The 18879-nt window shown below is 69.4% G+C and carries 14 protein-coding genes and 1 pseudogene; all 15 read left to right on the top strand.

The genetic code is table 11. The features are described 5' to 3' along the window. The first annotated feature begins 87 nt into the window (after window positions 1-87). The 15 genes and pseudogenes from EI169_RS15785 to EI169_RS15715 all read left to right on the top strand — a co-directional run bounded on the left by EI169_RS15785 (window position 88) and on the right by EI169_RS15715 (window position 18851). Window positions 88-972, top strand: coding sequence for a hypothetical protein (locus tag EI169_RS15785; protein ID WP_036290122.1), 885 nt, complete (start codon window positions 88-90; stop codon window positions 970-972). A gap of 2 nt (window positions 973-974) precedes the next feature. Then, window positions 975-1970 (top strand): ParB N-terminal domain-containing protein, encoded by a 996-nt coding sequence (locus tag EI169_RS15780; protein ID WP_036290129.1) that lies wholly within the window; start codon window positions 975-977, stop codon window positions 1968-1970. 60 nt (window positions 1971-2030) lie between these two features. Continuing rightward, on the top strand, window positions 2031-2717 hold the full coding sequence (locus EI169_RS15775) for a hypothetical protein (protein ID WP_036290119.1): 687 nt from the start codon (window positions 2031-2033) through the stop codon (window positions 2715-2717). A gap of 6 nt (window positions 2718-2723) precedes the next feature. Next, window positions 2724-3905 (top strand): annotated as a pseudogene (locus EI169_RS15770) (M23 family metallopeptidase); the annotation flags it as partial. A 72-nt stretch (window positions 3906-3977) separates the two neighbouring features. Continuing rightward, a complete protein-coding gene (locus EI169_RS15765; RefSeq protein ID WP_036290117.1) occupies window positions 3978-4244 on the top strand; it encodes a DUF6112 family protein in 267 nt (88 codons plus the stop codon). Between the two features lie 160 nt (window positions 4245-4404). Then, window positions 4405-4677 carry a DUF6112 family protein gene (locus EI169_RS15760; protein ID WP_051498868.1) on the top strand — a complete coding sequence of 91 codons (273 nt, stop codon included), beginning with the start codon at window positions 4405-4407 and terminating at the stop codon, window positions 4675-4677. Window positions 4678-4718: 41 nt separating this feature from the next. Then, the gene (locus tag EI169_RS15755; protein ID WP_036286706.1) at window positions 4719-6215 is read left to right on the top strand and encodes a hypothetical protein; all 1497 of its coding nucleotides are present in this window, start codon (window positions 4719-4721) and stop codon (window positions 6213-6215) included. Window positions 6216-6221: 6 nt separating this feature from the next. Beyond that, window positions 6222-7685 carry a PrgI family protein gene (locus tag EI169_RS15750; protein ID WP_036286702.1) on the top strand — a complete coding sequence of 488 codons (1464 nt, stop codon included), beginning with the start codon at window positions 6222-6224 and terminating at the stop codon, window positions 7683-7685. Window positions 7686-7765: 80 nt separating this feature from the next. After that, a complete protein-coding gene (locus tag EI169_RS15745) occupies window positions 7766-8683 on the top strand; it encodes a hypothetical protein (RefSeq protein ID WP_051498767.1) in 918 nt (305 codons plus the stop codon). Continuing rightward, window positions 8680-10182, top strand: a complete 1503-nt coding sequence (locus EI169_RS15740; protein WP_036286700.1) for an ATP-binding protein — start codon at window positions 8680-8682, stop codon at window positions 10180-10182. The genes EI169_RS15745 and EI169_RS15740 overlap by 4 nt, the downstream gene beginning before the upstream one ends. Continuing rightward, on the top strand, window positions 10179-10631 hold the full coding sequence (locus EI169_RS15735) for a hypothetical protein (RefSeq protein WP_036286697.1): 453 nt from the start codon (window positions 10179-10181) through the stop codon (window positions 10629-10631). The genes EI169_RS15740 and EI169_RS15735 overlap by 4 nt, the downstream gene beginning before the upstream one ends. Window positions 10632-10676: 45 nt before the next feature. Continuing rightward, window positions 10677-11255: a hypothetical protein gene (locus EI169_RS15730; RefSeq protein ID WP_231729522.1), complete on the top strand. Its 579-nt coding sequence runs from the start codon at window positions 10677-10679 to the stop codon at window positions 11253-11255. After that, the gene (locus EI169_RS15725) at window positions 11252-13072 is read left to right on the top strand and encodes a TraM recognition domain-containing protein (RefSeq protein WP_062765639.1); all 1821 of its coding nucleotides are present in this window, start codon (window positions 11252-11254) and stop codon (window positions 13070-13072) included. The genes EI169_RS15730 and EI169_RS15725 overlap by 4 nt, the downstream gene beginning before the upstream one ends. 212 nt (window positions 13073-13284) lie before the next feature. After that, entirely contained in the window at window positions 13285-13809 is a 525-nt protein-coding gene (locus EI169_RS15720) for a hypothetical protein (RefSeq protein WP_036286729.1), read from the top strand. Between the two features lie 212 nt (window positions 13810-14021). After that, the gene (locus EI169_RS15715; RefSeq protein WP_231477131.1) at window positions 14022-18851 is read left to right on the top strand and encodes an SNF2-related protein; all 4830 of its coding nucleotides are present in this window, start codon (window positions 14022-14024) and stop codon (window positions 18849-18851) included. Window positions 18852-18879: the final 28 nt, after the last annotated feature.

The raw sequence follows: 18879 nt of genomic DNA, 5'->3' as shown, positions 1-18879 counted from the left end.
GTGGTCATGAGCCCCTTCCGGAATGCAGCTGTGCGCACCTCATCTGGGGAGCGGATGCGCACCTGCCTGCCAGGAGGTGCCTAGACCATGACCACGACATCGCACGCGAACGCCCCACAGACCGGCGGCGAGGACTTCACGACCAGCGAAGGGCTGCGGGCGCTGCTGCAACGCCTGCATGAAGAAGGCCGAGGGGCATGGCAGCACGATCCGGTCGCCGCCGCGCTGATGGAACACACCGCCCGCAAGTACGTGCCCCTCGCGCGCCGTCACGGACTCGACCCGTGGGAGGCAGCGACGGCGGCGTTCGAAGAGATGCGCAGGAAGGGCGCCCGCGAGGCCGACGACCCGTGGGCATACGTCACCAAGGGCGTGCAGGTGACGTGCATCTTCGAGGAACGAGCGCAGGGGCTGATGTGCTCGGTGCATCAGGCGCGCCGCCCGCACATCTCGGTGTTCCACGACCCAGAGCGGTTCTCCGACCGGGAAACGCCCCTGTCGGACTATCACCCCGCGTTCCAGATTCCCGATCCTCAAGCCGCGGAGGAAGATGAGCCTGGCGAAGTAGCTGTGGAGAGGGCGGGGAAAGCAGGGAAAGCCGTTGAAGACGCGATCGACCTGGTCTCGTCTTTGGACTGGCCGGCCGATGTCGCACGGGCGGCCGTGGAGCATGTCTGTACAGCGCTGATGCGGGCGGGCACTCGGCAGGCCGCCTATGAGAACCTGCGTCGGGACAGGCATTCGCTCGCGCTGCTGGATCTGCCGCAGTCCTCTTGGACGGCGTTGCTTCGTGCCCTTCTGGGCAATCCAAATCCGGCATACGCGGCAACATCGGCAGGTAGAGGCGTGTTGCTGCGGCTGCTGCTCGAGGAGCCGCCGGAGATGCTTCTGCGCGATGATGACCTCGTTCTCACGATCTCTCTCGCCGCTCCGATCCACGGTCGACGCCGCACCAGGGGCGAAACATCGTGAAGATGCAGAAGGGGGGCGGGATCGAGCTGCGGCGTGCTGTCGACTCGATCCTTGTTGGGCACCGTCACCGCACCGACCTGGGCGACATCGATGAACTGGCCGGCTCCATCGACCGTGAGGGCCTGCTGCAGCCGATCACGATTACCCCGGACGGCGTGCTCGTGTGCGGCGCGCGCCGTCTCGCGGCGATCAAGAAGCTCGGTTGGACGACGGTGAACGTGTGGATTCGTTCCGGGATCTCCGACCAGCTAGGGCAGCTTCTCGCTGAGCAGGATGAGAACACGCTCCACAAGCCGCTGACCAAGCTCGAGGCCGCCGGCCTGTACCGGGAACTGAAGAGGCTGATGGCGGAAGACGCTGCCCGCCGCAAGGCATCGACCCAGTTCAGCAGCGAGCATCAACCGGGACATGACGGTGCCGGAAAATTTCCGGAACCGTCGACCGCGACCGGCGACGCTCGCGAGCAGGCCGCAGCGATGATCCCCGGCGGGGTTTCCTACAAGACGCACGAGAAGATCAACTACCTGCGGGACCTCGCTGCCGATCCGTCCCAGCCCGACCATGTGCGCGCCCAGGCCACGGCCGATGTGGAACAGCTCAAGCGGGGCGCTGCCGTGCATCCTCTCTACGCACGCACTCGCGCCGACGAGGAGGAAGCGCGCAGCGCCGAGATGCGACGGCTCGGAGTCGAGTCAGTTCAGCGAGCGGCCGCAGCAAAGAAGGGAGCCCAGCCGCCGCGTACGCCCGGTTCAGAGGAGGATGTGACCGTACGGTTCCCCACGCGCGCATTCGTGCAAACCTGGGGTGAGCTCGCCGACTGGTGGACGCACTACGACGCCGCCGAGCTCGCGGCAGTGCTCACCGATGAGCAGGTCGACTCCTTCCTCGCAGCCGCCGCCGGGACGGCACGGTTCGCCGATGACTTGCGCACCGCCAGAGCTGCTCTCGACTCCGAGGACACCGAGCTCGGGCAGCAACGGCACCTGCGCGTGCTCTGAGGCCGCGTCAAGTGGGCATCGTGAGACGTGTCTGCGGGAGCGCGGGCGCACCTCACGGGTATGAAGACCCGAGACTTCTCCACGCCCGGCGCCCGCCGCAAGATCGTCGTCATCGCAGTCGCTGCCGTGCTCGTGCTCGTGCTGGCCGGTGTCGGCGTCTACGGGCTGATTATCGGACCAAGAGAACCCGACGGGGCGTCGCCCGTGCAGCCACCGACCGGCGGCCCCACGGCCTCGACCGCCCCCGCGCCGAACCCGACTCCTTCCTTGTCATCGATCGCGGCCTCTCGAGACCCGGAGGCCTTCGCTCGAGCCGTGTCGCAGGCTCTGTTCACGTGGGACACCGCCGCGGGTCTGGTGCCGCTGGACTACACGAGCGTGATCCTCGAGGTCGGCGATCCGACCGGCGAGGAGCAGGCAGGCCTCGCCTCCGACGTCGCCGCGTATCTGCCGACACGAGAAGCATGGCTCCAGCTGCGCGAGTATGCGACTGCACAGTCCCTAACGATCGAGGACGCCTACGTCCCGGAAGCGTGGGCGGAGGCCCAAGCGCAGTCGTCGGGACAGCTGGCTGCGGGAACGACCGCGATCACGATCGAGGGCACCCGGCACCGCACCGGCATCTGGAACGGGACCCCGGTCGATTCCGAGCATGCGGTGTCGTTCACCGTGTTCCTCGTCTGCCCGCCGTCTTACGACACCTGTCATCTGCTCCGGCTGTCCGAACTCGACAACCCGCTGCGGTGATCCGGAATGTTGAAGAAGCTCGCCGCCGCGGGTCTCGCCGCCGTCCTTCTCGGCCCCTCGCTCGGGCTCATCGGCGTCGGCGTGCTGATGAACCCCGCGGTCTCCGCCGCCTGCACCGTCCCCGGAGCCGGGCTCATCGTCGGCGCGATCCCCGAGTCGCTGCGTGTGACGACCGCGAACGGGGAGACGTTCACGCTGAACCGCACCCAACTCACGCATGCGGCGACGATCATCGAGACCGGGTCGCAGATCGACGGCGTCACCCGCGACGGCATCCAGATCGCGCTCATGGCTGCGCTCACCGAGTCCACGCTGCGGATGCTCGCCAACACCGGCACCTATCCCGAGTCCGGCGACTACCCGAACGATGGGAACGGATCAGATCACGACTCGCTCGGCCTGTTCCAGATGCGCCCGCAGTCCGGATGGGGCACGGTCGCCGAGCTGATGGACTCGACGTATCAGGCTCGGGCGTTCTTCGGTGGGCCGAGCGGTCCGAACTATCCCTCGCCGCGCGGACTGCTGGACATCCCCGGGTGGGAGCAGATGGACAAGGGCGAAGCCGCCCAATCGGTCGAGGTGAGCGCCTTCCCGGATCGCTACCGCAACTACGAACCCGTCGCCGAGACCATCCTCACCGCCCTGACCACCGGCAGTGCCGCGGCAGGGGGTGCTGACGAGACAACCCCGGTCGGCTCCATGGCGGAGACATCGCGTGTCGTGTTTCCACTCCCGGAGGGCACCTGGGTGCTCACCAGCGGGTTCGGGCCACGCATCCACCCGATCACGGGCGAGCCCTCATTCCACACCGGCACCGACTTCGCCGCGCCTGATAGCACCCCGATCGTCGCCGCAGCGGAGGGGGTCGTCACGATCGCGGAGTTCTCCGGCGGGTATGGCGGACTGATCGTCATCGAGCATCAGATCGACGGGGCGACGGTGGCGACCGCGTACGCCCACATGTGGCAGTCCGGCATCCACGTCCAGCCCGGCGACCGGGTGACCGCCGGGCAGCACATCGGCGATGTCGGCAGCTCCGGGAACTCCACCGGCCCGCATCTGCACTTCGAAGTGCGCCCAGGCGGCACCCACGAAGACGCGGTGGACGCCGCCGCGTGGCTCAACGCCCACGACGCCGCCGACCTGCCCGAAGCCGAGATCGGCGCCCCGGTCGGCTCGTGCGCGCCCTCACCGGACACCGAGGACGAACCGGACCAGGCCGGCGACGACTCGATCCAGGCGATGCGGAGCTGATCGCGCATGGACGTGTTCCCCGACTTCGAGGGCCTGTCGGGCATCGGCGACCTGCGCGAGGTCGTCGGTGGCCTGCTGACCTTCGTCCTGGTGATCGCCGTGCTCATGCTCATCGTCTGCGCGATCATCTGGGCCGTGTCGTCCGCGAACGGCAACCATGCCGCAGCGACCAAAGCACGCACGGGCGTGCTCGTCGCCGTCGGCGCCGCGGCACTGGCCGGTGGCGGCGTCGCGTGGATGAACTGGCTGATCGGCATCGGCGAACAGCTCTGAACTTCGCCCCCGCTCGGCCGCCGAGGGCAGAGCGGTGCACCTGCTGGGCGATCCCATTCGTCTCCCGTGCCCGTGGGTGCGGGTTCGTCCCGTCAGGAGCCCCATCGTGTTCGACCTCGCCACCGATTTCCTCACCGCCGTCCCGGCGGCGCTCGCGCCGATGAACATCGACATCAACCCGAACGACAGCGGGCTTCCTGGGATCGCCCAGTTGCGCACGATTGTCGGCGCCGTGATGACGGTCGGTCTGATCCTCAGCGTCCTGGCCTTGATCGTCAGCGCGATCGTGTGGGGCTTCGGCGCGAACAGCTCGAACCCCCATCTCGCCTCACGCGGCAAGGTCGGCGTGCTCGTCTCCTGCGGCGCCGCGATCCTGTGCGGTGCGTCGGTCACCCTCATCAACTTCTTCTGGAACGTCGGCCAGCAGGTCTGACCGCGCCCATCCACTAGCACCGATCTTTCGGGAGGTTCGTGATGGGTGTCTGCGACATTCCTGTCATCTCCGCCGTCTGTGACACCGCAGGCGAAGCCGCCGCCAGCCTGATCTCCGCCCCGTTCGACTGGCTCGCGCAGGCGATGGGCGCGGCGGCCGGCTGGCTGTTCGAGGCCGTGTGGACGGTGTTCGACACCACGACGCTCGTCGATGTCCAGTCACCCGAGTACGTCTCGGTCTACAACCTGCTGTTCGGCATCGCCGTGTTCGTGATGCTGTTGTTCTTCTGTCTGCAGCTGATCACCGGGCTGGTCAAACGCGACCCGACCGCGCTCAGCAGGGCGGCGTTGGGCCTGGCGAAAAGCGTGCTCGGCAGCTTCGTAGTCATCACGCTCACGGCTCTGATGCTGGAGATCGTCGACCAGCTCAGCCTCGGCATCATTCAAGCCGCGGGCGAGACGACCGAATCCATGGGTGACAAGATCACGGTGCTCGCCGCGGCACTCGTTGGGATCAACATCGCCTCGCCCGGAGTCGGCGCGATCATCACGATCTTCTTCGCCAGCCTCGCCATCACCGCCGCCGCGATCGTCTGGCTGTCCCTGCTGGTCCGTAAGGCGCTGCTGCTGGTGGCGATCGTCCTCGCCCCGCTCGCGTTCTCCGGGGCGTCCTGGGACGCATCGCGGGGATGGATCGGCAAGTGGGCGATGTTCGTCATCGCCCTGATCGCCTCGAAGCTCGTGCTGGTCGTGATGTTCCTGGTCGCGATCACGCAGATCTCTGCCCCGATCGACGCGGACCTCGCCTCGATCAGCGACCCGATCGCCGGGATCGTGCTCATGGCGATGGCCGCTTTCGCCCCGTATCTGACCTACAAGTTCCTGGCATTCGCGGGCTTGGACTTCTACCACGCGATCGGCTCCGAACAGGACGCGAAGCAGGCTCTCAACCGTCCGGTGCCCTCACCGTCCAAGCCGCAGGGCGCGGAACCGAAGAAGGTACTCGACGGCGCAGCAGACACCAAGACCGGAAGCGGCAGCGGAAGCGGAGGTGGCGGAGGTGGCGGAGGTGGCGGAGGTGGCGGGTCAACGCCTCCACCTCCACCGCCTCCGAACACGGGCGCGGCCGGAGCGACGGCGGGCGGTGGCGGCGGAGCCGCGGCGGCCGGAGGTGGGGCGAGCGCGAGCACCGGCGGCGCGGGTGCCGGCGCGGCCGGTGCTGGAGCTGCCGTTGCGGGACCCGCTGCTGCCGTGGTGATCGCCGCGCAGGTCGCCAAGGGTGCGGCCGAGGCCGGGCCGAAGGCCGGCGCCGCCCTCGCAGGGCAGGCCGATACCGCCGCCGACGGTGCCCAGCAGCCCGGGAACCAGGCGTCAACGACCCCGCCGCCCTCGTCCTCGTCGACGCCACCCGCACCGCGGGCGACCCCACCGCAGGTCGCCCCACCGCAGAGCGCAGGCTCGGGCTCATCGCCTCAGCCGACTCCGCCACCGCCGCGGCAGAGCCCGCCGCCTGCGCCGAAACCGACCGGGAAGGAGTGAGCTGCCGTGGCTGCCTCGAAGAACGAGACCGTGAGCGAGCTGGTGCCGGTGAAGTTCTCCCGGCTGGCGCGCCGTGGAGTGCTGCTGGGTCTCTCGCTGTCCCAGCTGATCACCCTCGCCATCGGCGTCCTCGCCATCGTCGGGGCCCTCTACGCCGGCGGCGGTCAGCTACTGGCATACACCGCGCCGGTCTGGGTGCTCTCGGCGGTGCTGACGTGGGTGCCGATCGCGGGCCGTCCGGTCGTGGAGTGGCTCCCGGTCGGCTGCTGGTGGCTGTGGCGCACGACCATCGGCCAGCTGATCTACCGGCGCCGGGTCGTCAAGCCGCGTCCGGCGGGAACCCTCGCCCTGCCCGGCGACATGGCACGGTTGCGGGAGTACGAGGACCCCGAGACCGGGGCCGGGATGATCCACGACCCCCACGCGGGCACGCTGACCGCGGTGTGCGAGGTGACGCATCCCGCGTTCGTGCTCCTCGACCCCGGCGAACAGGAACGCCGGGTGTCCTCCTGGGGGCGTGTGCTCGCGACGGTGTGCCGTTCCGGTCGCGTGGCGACGCTGCAGGTGCTGGAGCGCACCCTGCCGGACTCCGGGACGGGACTCGCCGAGTGGTGGGCCTCGCACGGTGCCGACGATGGTTCGTGGGCGTCCACGACCTATCGGGAGCTGATCGACCGGGCGGGGCCTGCCGGGGAACGGCACGCCAGTACGATCTCCCTCGCCCTGGACATGGGGGCAGCGGCCCGGCAGATCCGCACCGCCGGCGGCGGGATGCGGGGCGCGGCGGCGGTGCTGCGGCAGGAGATGGCGACGCTCACCGCAGCGCTACGGGCCGCAGACCTTACCCCGTCGGGGTGGCTGGGCACGGGGCAGATCGCGGTGATTCTGCGTTCAGCCTACGACCCGGCGATCGCGGCCACGTTGGAGCGGCACGGGCAGCTTGGGCAGGACCTCGCCACTGCCGGGCCGGTGGCGGTGAACGAGTCCTGGTCGCGGCTGCGCACCGACTCCGCGCACCACGCGGTGCTGTGGGTGTCGGAGTGGCCGCGGTCGATGGTGTATCCCGGGTTCCTCTCGCCGGTGCTGCTGTCCACCGGCATCCAACGCGCGTTCTCCCTGCTGTGCACGCCGTTGCGGTCGGATCAGGCCGCCCGTGACATCCGCAAGAAGAAGGTCGAGCACATCTCCGACATGGCCCAGCGGCAACGGATAGGGCAGATCGAGGACGCCGCCCAGACCGCCGAGTACCAGGACGTGCTCCAGCAGGAAGCCGACCTCACCGCCGGGCACGGCGTGCTGCGCTACACGGGCCTCATCGCCGTGTCCGCGCCTACCGTCGATGAGCTCGATGCCGCTGTCGCCGCGATCGAGCAGGCGGCGATCCAAGCGTCCTGCGAGACCCGCCTGCTGGTCGGGCAGCAGGCGGCGGCGTTCACCGCCGCAGCGCTCCCACTGTGCCGCCGCATCTGACCCGGGGAGCCCGAGCGCACCTGAGAGACAGCCCCGCGGTGGCGGGGCTGTCTCTCATCCGCGCCCGAGGAGGCCCTCTGATGCCGACGTTCGATGATCCGCTGACCGATTCAGCCGAAGCGTCTGCCGCGCTGCGCGGCCTGGCGCACGCCACCCGCACCTTCACGAACCCGGCCGACACTTATCGGGTTCTCGGCGACGTGCTCGGCGGAATCCGCTCTCTCCGCCAGGTGGTGGATCAGGTCGCGAGGGCGCACCTCATCCATCGGGCTCGGGCGCACGACGATGACGGTAGTCAGACGGTCGGCGCGTCCGCAGCGCTCGCTGCGGCCGATGATCTGCTGCAGTCCGCGACCGCACTGGATGGTGTGGAGCAGCGCCTGGATGCCGCGCTGGGCCACTCCGGGCGCATCGCCTGGCACCCCGGGGGCCCTGCGGGCGGCTTGGCCGTGAGCCCGCCGCCAGCCGCTCCACCGCCGCCCCGGTGGGTCAGCGTGATCTTCCTGCAGGGCGACGAAGCCGACACGGTGCTCGAGCTGATCGACCGGAACGGCCCGGACGCGGGCATCGAGCACCTCTCGCAGTGGGACTACGGCGAGGAGACAACCGGAGCGGCGCTGGAGAACGGGTATGTCTACGACAAACCGCCCTCGGGCCCGGCCGACAAGGTGGCGACTGCCGGAGAATACACGCTCACCTACAACGCGCCGCTCGGGCATGTGGGTCTGCTTCGCGCCTACCACGCGCCACCTGATCCCGCCCTCAGCGCGCGCACCGTCACTGTGGGAGGCCCCGCGAGCATCAGTGACGCCGGGGCCGCTGTCGGCAGCGCGGGGGGTGCGGTGGGAGCTGCGGTGGGGATCAGCGGGGGTGCTGCCCTCGGCGGGGCTGCGGCTCGCGCGGCGCTGCGACAGGGCGCGGCAAGAGCACAGCGACACGACTGGTTCTCCGCCCGCCCCGTGTCTTCGACACCGCCCGGGACGGGGCGTTCCTTGTGAGCGCGCGACAGGAGCCGGAGCGGCTGCATACCGCGGTGCTCGTGTCTCCGGCTACGGAGCGGCGACGCCTGCGGAAGCAACGCCGCCAGGCCGCCGCGCGCCTGGAGGCCGAACGCCGCACCGCCGAGCGCGAGAGCGCCCAGGCAAGAGCCGACGCCGCGCGCCGCGAACAACAGGCCACCACCCTGCTGCCTGCCGCAGGAGAGACCGGAACTGGCGCACTGCGCACCCCGGGCCGGTTCCGCCTGCCCCGCCACCAGGACACCAGTGCGACGCTGGCGGGAGCGTATCCGTTCGTCGCGGAAGGGGGGCTCGGCGCGGACGGCGTGTTCGTCGGCCAAGACCTCTACTCCGGCGGGAGCTTCGTCTACGACCCGTGGGTGCTGTACGCGCGGGGGCTGATCACCGCTCCGAACATCGTGCTGGCCGGGATCGTCGGCTCCGGGAAGTCGTCGCTGGCGAAGTCGCTCTACACGCGCAGCCTGCCGTTCGGGCGGCGTGTGTATGTGCCGGGCGATCCCAAAGGCGAGCACACGGCCGTGGCCGAAGCCGTCGGCGGACGGGCGGTCGTGCTCGGCCACGGGCTGTCGACGCGCCTCAACCCGCTTGATGAGGGTCACCGGCCCAGCGGGCTCTCGGATGAGCAATGGGCGTCGACCGTCGCGTCGCGGCGGCGTGACCTGATCGGCGCGCTCGCGGAGACGGTGCTGGCCCGAGCGTTGACGCCGCTGGAGCACACGGCGATCGACCTCGCCCTCACCGAGACGGTGCGAGCGAATAGCGTCCCGATCCTTCCGATGATCGTCGACCGCATCCTCGACCCGGGGCACGACGCCGACGAACGTCTCGCCGAAGACGGGCGCCTGGTCGGTCACGCCCTGCGCCGCCTCGTCGCCGGTGACCTTGCGGGGCTGTTCGACGGCCCCTCGACGGTGCGGTTCGACCCGTCGTTGCCGATGATCTCCCTCGACCTATCCCGTGTCACGGAGAACTCCACGCTGATCTCGGTGCTGATGACCTGCTCGTCCGCATGGATGGAGTCCGCGCTCCTGGACCCCAACGGCGGGCAGCGGTGGGTCATCTACGACGAGGCATGGCGGCTCATGTCCCACCCCGCGCTGCTGAAACGGATGGACGCACACTGGCGGCTCGCGAGGCACTACGGCATCGCCAACATGCTGCTGTTCCACAAGCTCACCGACCTGGACAACGTCGGCGATCAAGGCTCCGCCATGAGAAGCCTCGCGAACTCGCTGCTCGCCAACGCCGAGACGCGGATCGTCTACCGGCAGGAATCCGACCAGCTCGGCGCGACCGCGCAGGCTCTCGGGCTGACGGGAACCGAGCAGAAACTCCTGCCCGGACTGGGCGTCGGGCAAGGGCTGTGGCGGATCAAGGACAGATCCTTCGTGACGCAACACCAGTTGCACCCCGCTGAGCTCGAACTCTTCCGGACAGACGCCCGCTACTTGCAGACCGGCCGGGGCGGTGCGTCATGAGCGAGAACGAGGCCGAGGAGCGGCTGACGCAGGCGATACTGATGCTCGACGAGGGGCTACGCCGCATCGCGCGCAAGTACGAAGGCACCGTGTCGCTGCTGGAGGAAGACCCGGAGACGTTCGGAGCAGGGCACTACGTGTTCTACCCGGAAGCACACTCACGGACACGGTTCGCGATCGAAGAGCAGTACGCGCCCGGCGTCGGCTGGGACGACCCCGACCGGGTGCCGACATCATGGCTCTGGCGCGCCGAGCGCAGAACCCGCCACCCGGACGGCACGCACGTCTGGGCGGAGGAACAGTTCGGAGAGAGCTTCCCGGAACAGCTTCCGGAGCTGCTGACGACAGTGGAGCGGTGGGTGCGACGCACCAAGAACCTCGCCGACCAGGAGCAGGCCTTCGGCGGTCCCGACCGGCGCGGGCCGGCCCCGCCCGCCCCGTCGCTCTGATCCGCCCGCCGCCCTCGCCCCACCGGGGTGAGGGCGGATGCGCGCGTGCACCTGCAGGGCGTGAAACCTCAACGCCCAGACCATGAACAGCCGAAGACCCGACGTGCAGCCCGCCGCGCCGCGGCACCGACCGACCAGGCGCCGACAGTGCTGCCGAGCGTCGTCATCGCCGTCGCCGAGACCGGCGAGCTGACGGTCACCATCGATGACGTCCCGTATCCGTCGGAGCCGTTCGCTCCCGCCTGGCGGAGGGAAGACTTCGCCCGGCTAATCGACCAGATCACCGACCAGCGGCACTCCGCGATCCGCGTCGAAGTTCGCGAGAGCGACGGCACCGTGTTCACCGATATCGTCGCACCCGCCCGGCGGCGCACGTCGGAGACCGCGCCCGACCCGCAAGCCGCCACTGCCGCCGCTGCCGTGGAGCTCGTCGAACTGCGCGGCAGCGGGTTCGTGCCCGGCGAGGACATCGCGGTCGCCGTCGTCGTCGCCCACACCGACGCCAGCCACGACGGCACCGCACGCACCGTCCTGGAAGCCACACAGCTCGACGCGAGCCCGACCCGCGAAGTGATCCTGCTCGGGCGAGTATCGGGAACGCTCGAGATCGGGCACCCGCAATGAGCACTCCGAGACCCGCAGGGTCGCTCGGCGACGAGCTGACCAACTTCGGCATCGGCATCCTCGTCGCGGCCGCACTGCTGGCCGCGGTGCTGCGCGGCGCGGCCGCGCTGACCGCATGGATCACCGGGCTCCCGCAGCCGACGGGCGGCGTCGAGGCCGGCCTCGGCGTGCTGCTGCACCCCCTCGACCCCGCCGTCCCGCTGGGCGCCCCCGGGCTCAACCCGATCGCCTACTGGGCCACCGCGCTGATCCTCCTCGCCGGGACCGGGATGATCGGCTGGTCGGTGTGGCGCCTGATGCGCGAGCACGGGCGCGCATCGAAGAGCGACCCGTACCGCATCGCCGGGATCGCCACCCGCGCAGACGTCGTGCGGAACGCCTCGGCCAAGGCGTTGCTGCGTCGTGGCAGCCAGCTGCGCCCCTCGGTGCACAAGCCCGCCGCAGACGACATCGCCTACCTGCTCGGCACCTCACGAGGGCCGGGCGTGTGGGCGAGCGTCGAGGACTCCATCCTCCTCATCGGCCCGCCCCGCTCCGGCAAGGGCCTCCACGTGGTGATCAACATGATCCTCGACGCACCCGGCGCAGTCGTCACCACCTCGACACGACCCGATAACCTCACCGCGACCCTCCGCGCCCGTCAGGCGATCGGGCCCGTCGCGGTGTTCGACCCGCAGCACCTGGCCGAAGGCCTGCCTGCGGGGCTGCGATGGTCACCGATCCGCGGCTGCGAAGACCCGCTGACCGCGATGATCCGCGCCGCCGGACTCGCCGCAGGCACAGGCCTGTCCGCAGGCGGTGTGGAAGGAGGCGGGTTCTGGGAAGGCAAGACCCGCACAGCCCTGCAAGCCCTCCTACACGCTGCGGCTCTCGACCACCGGCAGCCGGCGGAACTGTTCCGCTGGACCCTCGACCCGTCGGCGGCGGCCGATGCGGTGGCGATCCTCGTCGGCCACCCCCGGGCGGCGGCCGGGTGGGCGGAGTCGTTGCAGGCAATGATCGACTCCGACCCCCGCACCCGCGACTCGATCTGGCAAGGCGTCTCCCTGGCGCTGGCCGCGCTCGCCGACCCGCGAGTGCTGGACGCGGTCTCACCGGGGCCTGCCGAGCAGTTCGATCCCGAGTCGTTCCTGCGCGCGAAGGGCACGCTGTATCTGCTGGCGACCGGTGCGGGCGCGAACAACAGCTCGGCGCTGGTGGCGGCCTTCGTGGAAGACCTCGTCGAGGCCGCCCGGCACATCGCCGCCACCAGCCCCGGGGCGCGCCTCGATCCGCCCCTGCTGCTGGCCCTCGATGAGGTCGGCAACCTGGCTCCGCTGCCGTCCCTTCCGACGTTGATGGCCGAAGGTGGCGGCACCGGGATCACCACCGTGCCCGTGCTGCAGTCGCTCGCGCAGGCACGGGAGAAGTGGTCGGAGAACGCGGCCAGTGCGATCTGGGACGCGTCGATCGTGAAGATCATCCTCGGTGGCGCGTCGAACTCGCGGGATCTGAACGACCTGTCGACGTTGATCGGCGAACGCGACGAGATCACCGACTCCACAACGGTCGGCGACCACGGCTCCCGGTCGGCACAACGGTCGATCCGGCGGGTGGCGATCATGCCGCCGGACACGATCAGGACCTTGCCGTTCGGCACTGCGCTCGTGCTGTTGCGCAGCGCCCCGCCGATCGTGACCCGCCTGCGCGCGTGGACGGTCCGCCGCGACGCGAAAGAGCTGCGTGCCGATCGGGCCGGTATCGAGCGGCTTCTCGAACGGCCCGCCCCCGCCACCGGTGATGTCGAGAACGCACCTGTCGGTCAGGACGAACCATAGGAGCACCCATGCCGAACGACCGCACGATGAAGCGCCGCGCCCTGTCGACGGGTGAGGGGGCCCTGTGATGGTCAGGCGGCGCGGGCCGAAGGTGCACGAGGGCCAGCTCGAGTTCGACCTGTGGGGCCTCGGTGAGACCGCAGCGGACGCGACCCTCTCGCTCGCCCGTGACGGAGAAGCGACCGACGCGAACGATGGTGGAGGAAACACGGATGAACAAGTACGGGCAGCTCGCGACGAGCCACTGGCACCAGCACCTGCCGGCCAGGTACGCGGCGTTGGAGAACCCGGCGGAGTTCTTCGAGAGCCTGGGCCGGCAGGTCGAGGCCGAGGTGTCGGACCTGCAGGCGATACTGGCAGGGACGGACCCGGCGAGGGAGACTTATCCCGAGAAGGTCGCCCGGTTGGCGACCGCGCGGAGAACAGCGGAGGAGGTCGTGATGGCACAGCTGGTGTGGAGCCACGATCCGGAGCTGCCGCTGGATCAGGCCCGCGAGGAGTGGGAGCAGACCCGGCCCTCAGACGAGAATCTGGTGACCTGGGCGGAGCGGATGCAGGACTCCCCGGACTTGATGCCCTCCTCGGTGGAGCTGGAGCAGATGGCGAAGGACTGGGCCGTCCCGGTCTCGTTCCTGGAGGGCCTGGTCGCGACGGAGCCGCCGCGGGAGTACCTGCGGGCGAACGCCGAGGTGCTGACGGAAGCGGCGACGATCCGCTTCCTCCGCGAACTCCAGTAGCCACCGCTGAATCCGCGCCGGTTCCTGAGCTGGCGTCACGATTCGTCCCGGCGTCGCAGGAAGATCTCGCACCGTCCGGGGCGAAGGCGCGGTTCCGTGCCAACGTCGAGGCGATCCGCCTCACCCGCGCTCTCGCCGATGAAGGGCGCGCGGCGCGCAGCGATGAGCAGCGGGCGCTGGCGCGCTGGTCGTCGTGGGGTGCGATCCCGGACGTGTTCGACGCCGCGAAGCCGGACTGGGCGCGGGAGCGTGACGAGTTGCGCGCCCTGCTGGCGGATGACGAGTGGGAGGCGGCCGCCCGGACGACGATCAACGCCCACTACACCGACCCGCTGATCGCGCGGCAGCTGTGGCGCGCCCTCACCGCCCTGGGCTTCCAGGGCGGCGCCGTGCTCGAACCCGGATCGGGGGCGGGAACATTCATCGGCCTCGCCCCCGACAGCGCGACCATGACCGGCGTGGAGCTTGATCCGATCACCGCGGCGATCAGCCGGGGCCTCTACCCGCACGCAGAGGTGCGGGCGGAGTCGTTCGCAGATACGCGCCTCCCGGAAGCGCACTTCGACGCGGCGATCGGGAACGTGCCCTTCTCGAAAGTGGTGCTGCACGACCCGGTGCACAACGCCACCAAGCAATCGATGCACAACCACTTCATCCTCAAGTCGCTCCGGCTGACCCGCCCGGGCGGCCTGGTGGCGACGTTGACGTCGCACTTCACGATGGATGCGCAGAGCCCCGGCGCACGGCGAGAGATGAACGACCTCGCCGACCTCATCGGCGCGATCCGTCTCCCGACCGGCGCGCACCGCAGGGCGGCCGGAACCGAGGCGCTCACCGATCTGCTCATTTTCCGACGCCGCGAAGACGGCGAACCGCCGGCGGACGAGCTGTGGGAGACCGTGCGGACGATCACGCTGGATGGTCAGCCGACGAAGATCAACGCCTACTTCGACGAGCACCCCGAACAGGTCCTCGGGGAGCTCAGCGTCGAGCAGGGCATGTACGGTCAGGCTTCACTGAAGGTCACTGCGGACGTCGATCGGCTCGAAAATGACCTCGCTGGCGCGATCGATGCGCTCGTGTTCTCCGCGCGCCGAGGCGGGCTCGTCATGACCGAGCGCACCGCTGCGCAGCAATCGCGTCGGGCAGCGTTCACCCCGTCGCCGCCGGAGGCGTGGGACGGCAGCATCGTCGTCCAGCCCGGCGGCGCCTTCGCGACCGTCGCGGGCGGCGGGCTGGAGCCGTTCGCGGTGCCGAAGTCCGCCAGCAAGGAGCTGACCGCGCTACTCGGGCTGCGCGATCGCGCGACCGCGCTGCTGGCGATGGAAGCGGCGACCGTCGATGACACCGAGGAGATCACCGAGGCGCGCGCGGCCTTGCGGCGCGACTATCAGAAGTACCTCGGCGCCTATGGACCGCTGAACAGGTACGGGCTGCGCCCGACCGGCCGCACGAACGACGCCGGTGACGCCACGTACGCGCGCATCGTCCCGACCCCGCTGCGCCTGCTGCGATCCGACCCGTTCGGCCCCCTCGTCCTGGCTCTGGAGCAGTTCGACGACACCGACCAGACGGCGCACCAGGCAGCGATCCTCTCGCGCCGGGTCGTCGCACCGCGCGCGGAGGTACAGGGCGTGGAGACCCCCGCCGACGCGATCGCGGTGAGCCTGGACAGAACCGGGCGTATCGACATCGCCCTCATCGCCGACCTGCTCGGCATGACCGACCACGAGGCGCGGCCCGCACTCGACGGGCTCGTGTTCACCGATCCGGTCACAGGCGAGCTGGTGCACGCGCCCGCATATCTCTCCGGCGACGTCCGAGCCAAGCTCGATGACGCGACCTCCCGCGCTGCGGAAGACCCGGAGTTCCAGAGGAACGTCGACGCGCTCCAGAGCGTTCTGCCCGAGCCGCTGGGAGTGGAGGACATCTCGGCGCGACTGGGGGCGGTGTGGATCAGCGAGCAGGTTCACCAAGACTTCCTTCGCGAGCTGCTGCGAAACCCCGAAGTGCGGGTGGAGAACCCGATGCCGGGCATGTGGGAAGTCCGCGGCGGACGCCAAGGCCTGCTGTCGACATCTGAATGGGGTACGTTGCGCCGCCCGGCGCCGGATATCGCGCAGGCGGTGATGGAGCAGAAGACGATCCTCGTCTACGACGAGATCGAGGAGGCGGACGGGACGAAGAGGCGGGTCCTCAACCCGGTCGAGACCGCCGCGGCGCAGGAGAAGGCCGAGGCGTTGCAGGAGCGTTTCGCCGAATGGGTGTGGGAAGACCCGGCCCGCGCCGCCGACCTGGTCGCCGAGTACAACAAGCGGTTCAACAGCATCGTGCTGCGCGACTACACCGATGCGGGCGACTACCTGTCCCTGCCAGGGCTGGCGGCGAACTTCACGCCGCGCCCGCACCAGCGTGCTGCGGTCGCCCGCATGATCGCGGAACCTGCCGCGGGGCTGTTCCACGAGGTCGGGGCGGGGAAGACGGCAGAGATGATCATGGGCGCGATGGAGATGCGCCGCATGGGTCTCATCTCTAAGCCGGTCATCGTCGTGCCGAATCACATGCTCGAGCAGTTCGGGCGGGAATGGTTGCAGCTGTACCCGCAGGCGCGAGTACTCGCCGCGTCCAGCCAGGAACTCACGGCGGACAAGCGGCGCCTGTTCGTCGCCCGCGCGTCGGCGAACGACTGGGACGCGGTGATCCTCACGCAAGGGGCGTTCGCGAAGATCCCGCTGCGCACCGAGACGCAGCAGGCGTACATCCGCGCCCAGGTCGAAGAGGTCAAGGGCGTGCTGGAGCACGCCGAGGGCGAGGACCGGATGAGCGTCAAGCGCGTGCAGCGAAAGCTCCTCGCTCTGGAGAACAAGCTCAAAGACCGCACCGACACCAGCCGCGACCAAGGGGTGTGCTTCGAGGACACGGGCATCGACTACGTGGTGGTCGACGAGATGCATATGTACAAGAACCTCGCCACCGAGTCGAACATCCGCGACGCCGCGATCGACGGCTCCGACCGCGCCACGGACCTGCATATGAAGCTCGAACACCTCCGCTCCCAAGGCCGCGAACGCGTGGTCACCGGCGCCACTGCCACGCCGATCAGCAACAGCGTGACCGAAGCGTTCGTGATGCAGCGCTACCTGCGCCCCGATCTGCTGGAGAAGGCGGGCATCGGGTCGTTCGACGCCTGGGCGGCCACGTTCGGGCAGACCGTGACGCAGATGGAGATGGCCCCGACCGGGAACACGTTCCGGATGAAGACCCGGTTCGCGAAGTTCCAGAACGTGCCAGAGATGCTCAAGCTCTGGTCGGTGTTCGCCGACGTGAAGACCGCCGACGACCTGCAACTCCCGACGCCCGACCTCGCGGCACGGGACGACGGCGCGCGGGTGCCGGCGACGGTCCCGGTGCAGCCCACCGTGGAACTGGAGCAATACATCGAATCCCTCGGTGATCGCGCGGAGAAGGTGCAGAACAAGCAAGTCACTCCGGACGAAGACAACATGCTCACCATCAGCACAGACGGGCGCAAGGCCGCACTCGACATCCGTATGGTGCTCCCATCCGGAGGGCCGTCGGGGCCGACGAAGGTGGACGCCGCCGCGGACGCGATCTTCCGTGTGTGGGAAAAGACACGCGACAACGAGTACCTCGACACCCTCACCGGGCAGCCCTCATCCGTGCGCGGCGCGTTGCAGCTGGTGTTCTCTGACATCGGCACCCCCAACCCCGACAGGTGGAACGCCTACGACGAACTCCACGCTCAGCTTGTGCTGCGCGGCATGCCCGGCGAGGCGATCCGGTTCATGCACGAAGCGAAGACCGACGCCGACAAGGCCCGACTGTTCGCCGCCGCACGCGCCGGGCACATCGCCGTGCTGGTCGGGTCGACCGAGAAGATGGGCGTCGGTACGAACGTGCAGGCCAGGGCCGTCGCGCTCTATCACCTCGACTGCCCCTGGCGCCCGTCCGATATCGCCCAGCGGGAGGGTCGCATCCTCCGGCAAGGAAACCAGAACCCCGAGGTCGCGATCGTCCGGTTCGTCACCGAGCGGTCCTTCGACTCGTATATGTGGCAGGGCGTCGAGCGGAAGGCCACATTCATCGCGCAGCTGATGCGGGGCCGCCTCGACACCCGCGAGATAGAGGAGATCGACTCCTCCGCCCTCTCGGCAGCGGAGGCGAAGGCGATCAGCTCCGGCAACCCGCTGCTGCTGGAGCACTCGACCGTCCAGAACGAAGTCACGCGCCTACGCCGGCTGGAACGCGCGCACCAACGCAACGAGTCCATGCTCGTGCACACCCGGGATCGTGCCCGCGATGATGCCCGACGAGCTCAAGCCGACATCGAAGGGCTGGAGGCCGCCGCACCGCGCGTCCGGGATACCGGCGGCGACCGGTTCCGGATGCGACTGCACGGCCACAACTACGACTCTCGCGTCGACGCCGGCCATGCCCTCATGGCTTGGGCACGGGACTCAGGCTTCACGTCGGTGCCCTTCTACACGAGTCGCGACTACGGCATGATCGGGTCGATCAGCGGATTCGACATCCGCCTGTCGACGCACCCGATGCTCAGAACGCTGATGGTCGAGGTCGGTCTCGTCGGGGTTCCTCGCAGTAGCTTCAGCATGTCCCGGGAAGCGTTTCTGGACGGCGCAACCGGACTCATCCAACGCATCGAGAACCGTGTCTCCGGCATCCCCACCCTGCTCGAGCAGGCACGCAGCGACCGTGACATCGCACAGCAGTCAGCCGCAGAAGCGCAGGCGAGGATTGGCCTGCCCTTCAAGCATGCGACCGCGCTCACCGAAGCCGAGGAAGACCTCACCCGCGTCGAGGCACAGCTCGCCGCGATGCAGGACAATGGCGAACCTGAGCCGACCGCCACCGAGCGGGCGTCACTGACCGTGGAAGTCGTGAACGCCCACAGGCCCGCACTCGGCATACGTTCACATCCGGATCGTCATCCGGCGGCATTCGAGCCCAAGACTCCCGGCGCTCCAGTCGGGCGCGAGAACGGCCGAAACCTCGGCCCGTGAGAATGGCGGGCTCGTCAACAGCCCGCCT

Origin of the sequence: Microbacterium sp. 10M-3C3, assembly GCF_003931875.1 — a bacterium.
Taxonomy (GTDB): domain Bacteria; phylum Actinomycetota; class Actinomycetes; order Actinomycetales; family Microbacteriaceae; genus Microbacterium.
This window is presented reverse-complemented; position numbering and strand designations above follow the sequence as displayed.

What these genes read in the sequence shown, in the direction of transcription:
- EI169_RS15785 (WP_036290122.1), top strand. Translation starts at nt 88, where the DNA reads ATGACCACGACATCGCACGCGAACGCCCCACAGACCGGCGGCGAGGAC.
- EI169_RS15780 (WP_036290129.1), top strand. Translation starts at nt 975, where the DNA reads ATGCAGAAGGGGGGCGGGATCGAGCTGCGGCGTGCTGTCGACTCGATC.
- EI169_RS15775 (WP_036290119.1), top strand. Translation starts at nt 2,031, where the DNA reads ATGAAGACCCGAGACTTCTCCACGCCCGGCGCCCGCCGCAAGATCGTC.
- EI169_RS15765 (WP_036290117.1), top strand. Translation starts at nt 3,978, where the DNA reads ATGGACGTGTTCCCCGACTTCGAGGGCCTGTCGGGCATCGGCGACCTG.
- EI169_RS15760 (WP_051498868.1), top strand. Translation starts at nt 4,405, where the DNA reads ATGAACATCGACATCAACCCGAACGACAGCGGGCTTCCTGGGATCGCC.
- EI169_RS15755 (WP_036286706.1), top strand. Translation starts at nt 4,719, where the DNA reads ATGGGTGTCTGCGACATTCCTGTCATCTCCGCCGTCTGTGACACCGCA.
- EI169_RS15745 (WP_051498767.1), top strand. Translation starts at nt 7,766, where the DNA reads ATGCCGACGTTCGATGATCCGCTGACCGATTCAGCCGAAGCGTCTGCC.
- EI169_RS15735 (WP_036286697.1), top strand. Translation starts at nt 10,179, where the DNA reads ATGAGCGAGAACGAGGCCGAGGAGCGGCTGACGCAGGCGATACTGATG.
- EI169_RS15725 (WP_062765639.1), top strand. Translation starts at nt 11,252, where the DNA reads ATGAGCACTCCGAGACCCGCAGGGTCGCTCGGCGACGAGCTGACCAAC.
- EI169_RS15720 (WP_036286729.1), top strand. Translation starts at nt 13,285, where the DNA reads ATGAACAAGTACGGGCAGCTCGCGACGAGCCACTGGCACCAGCACCTG.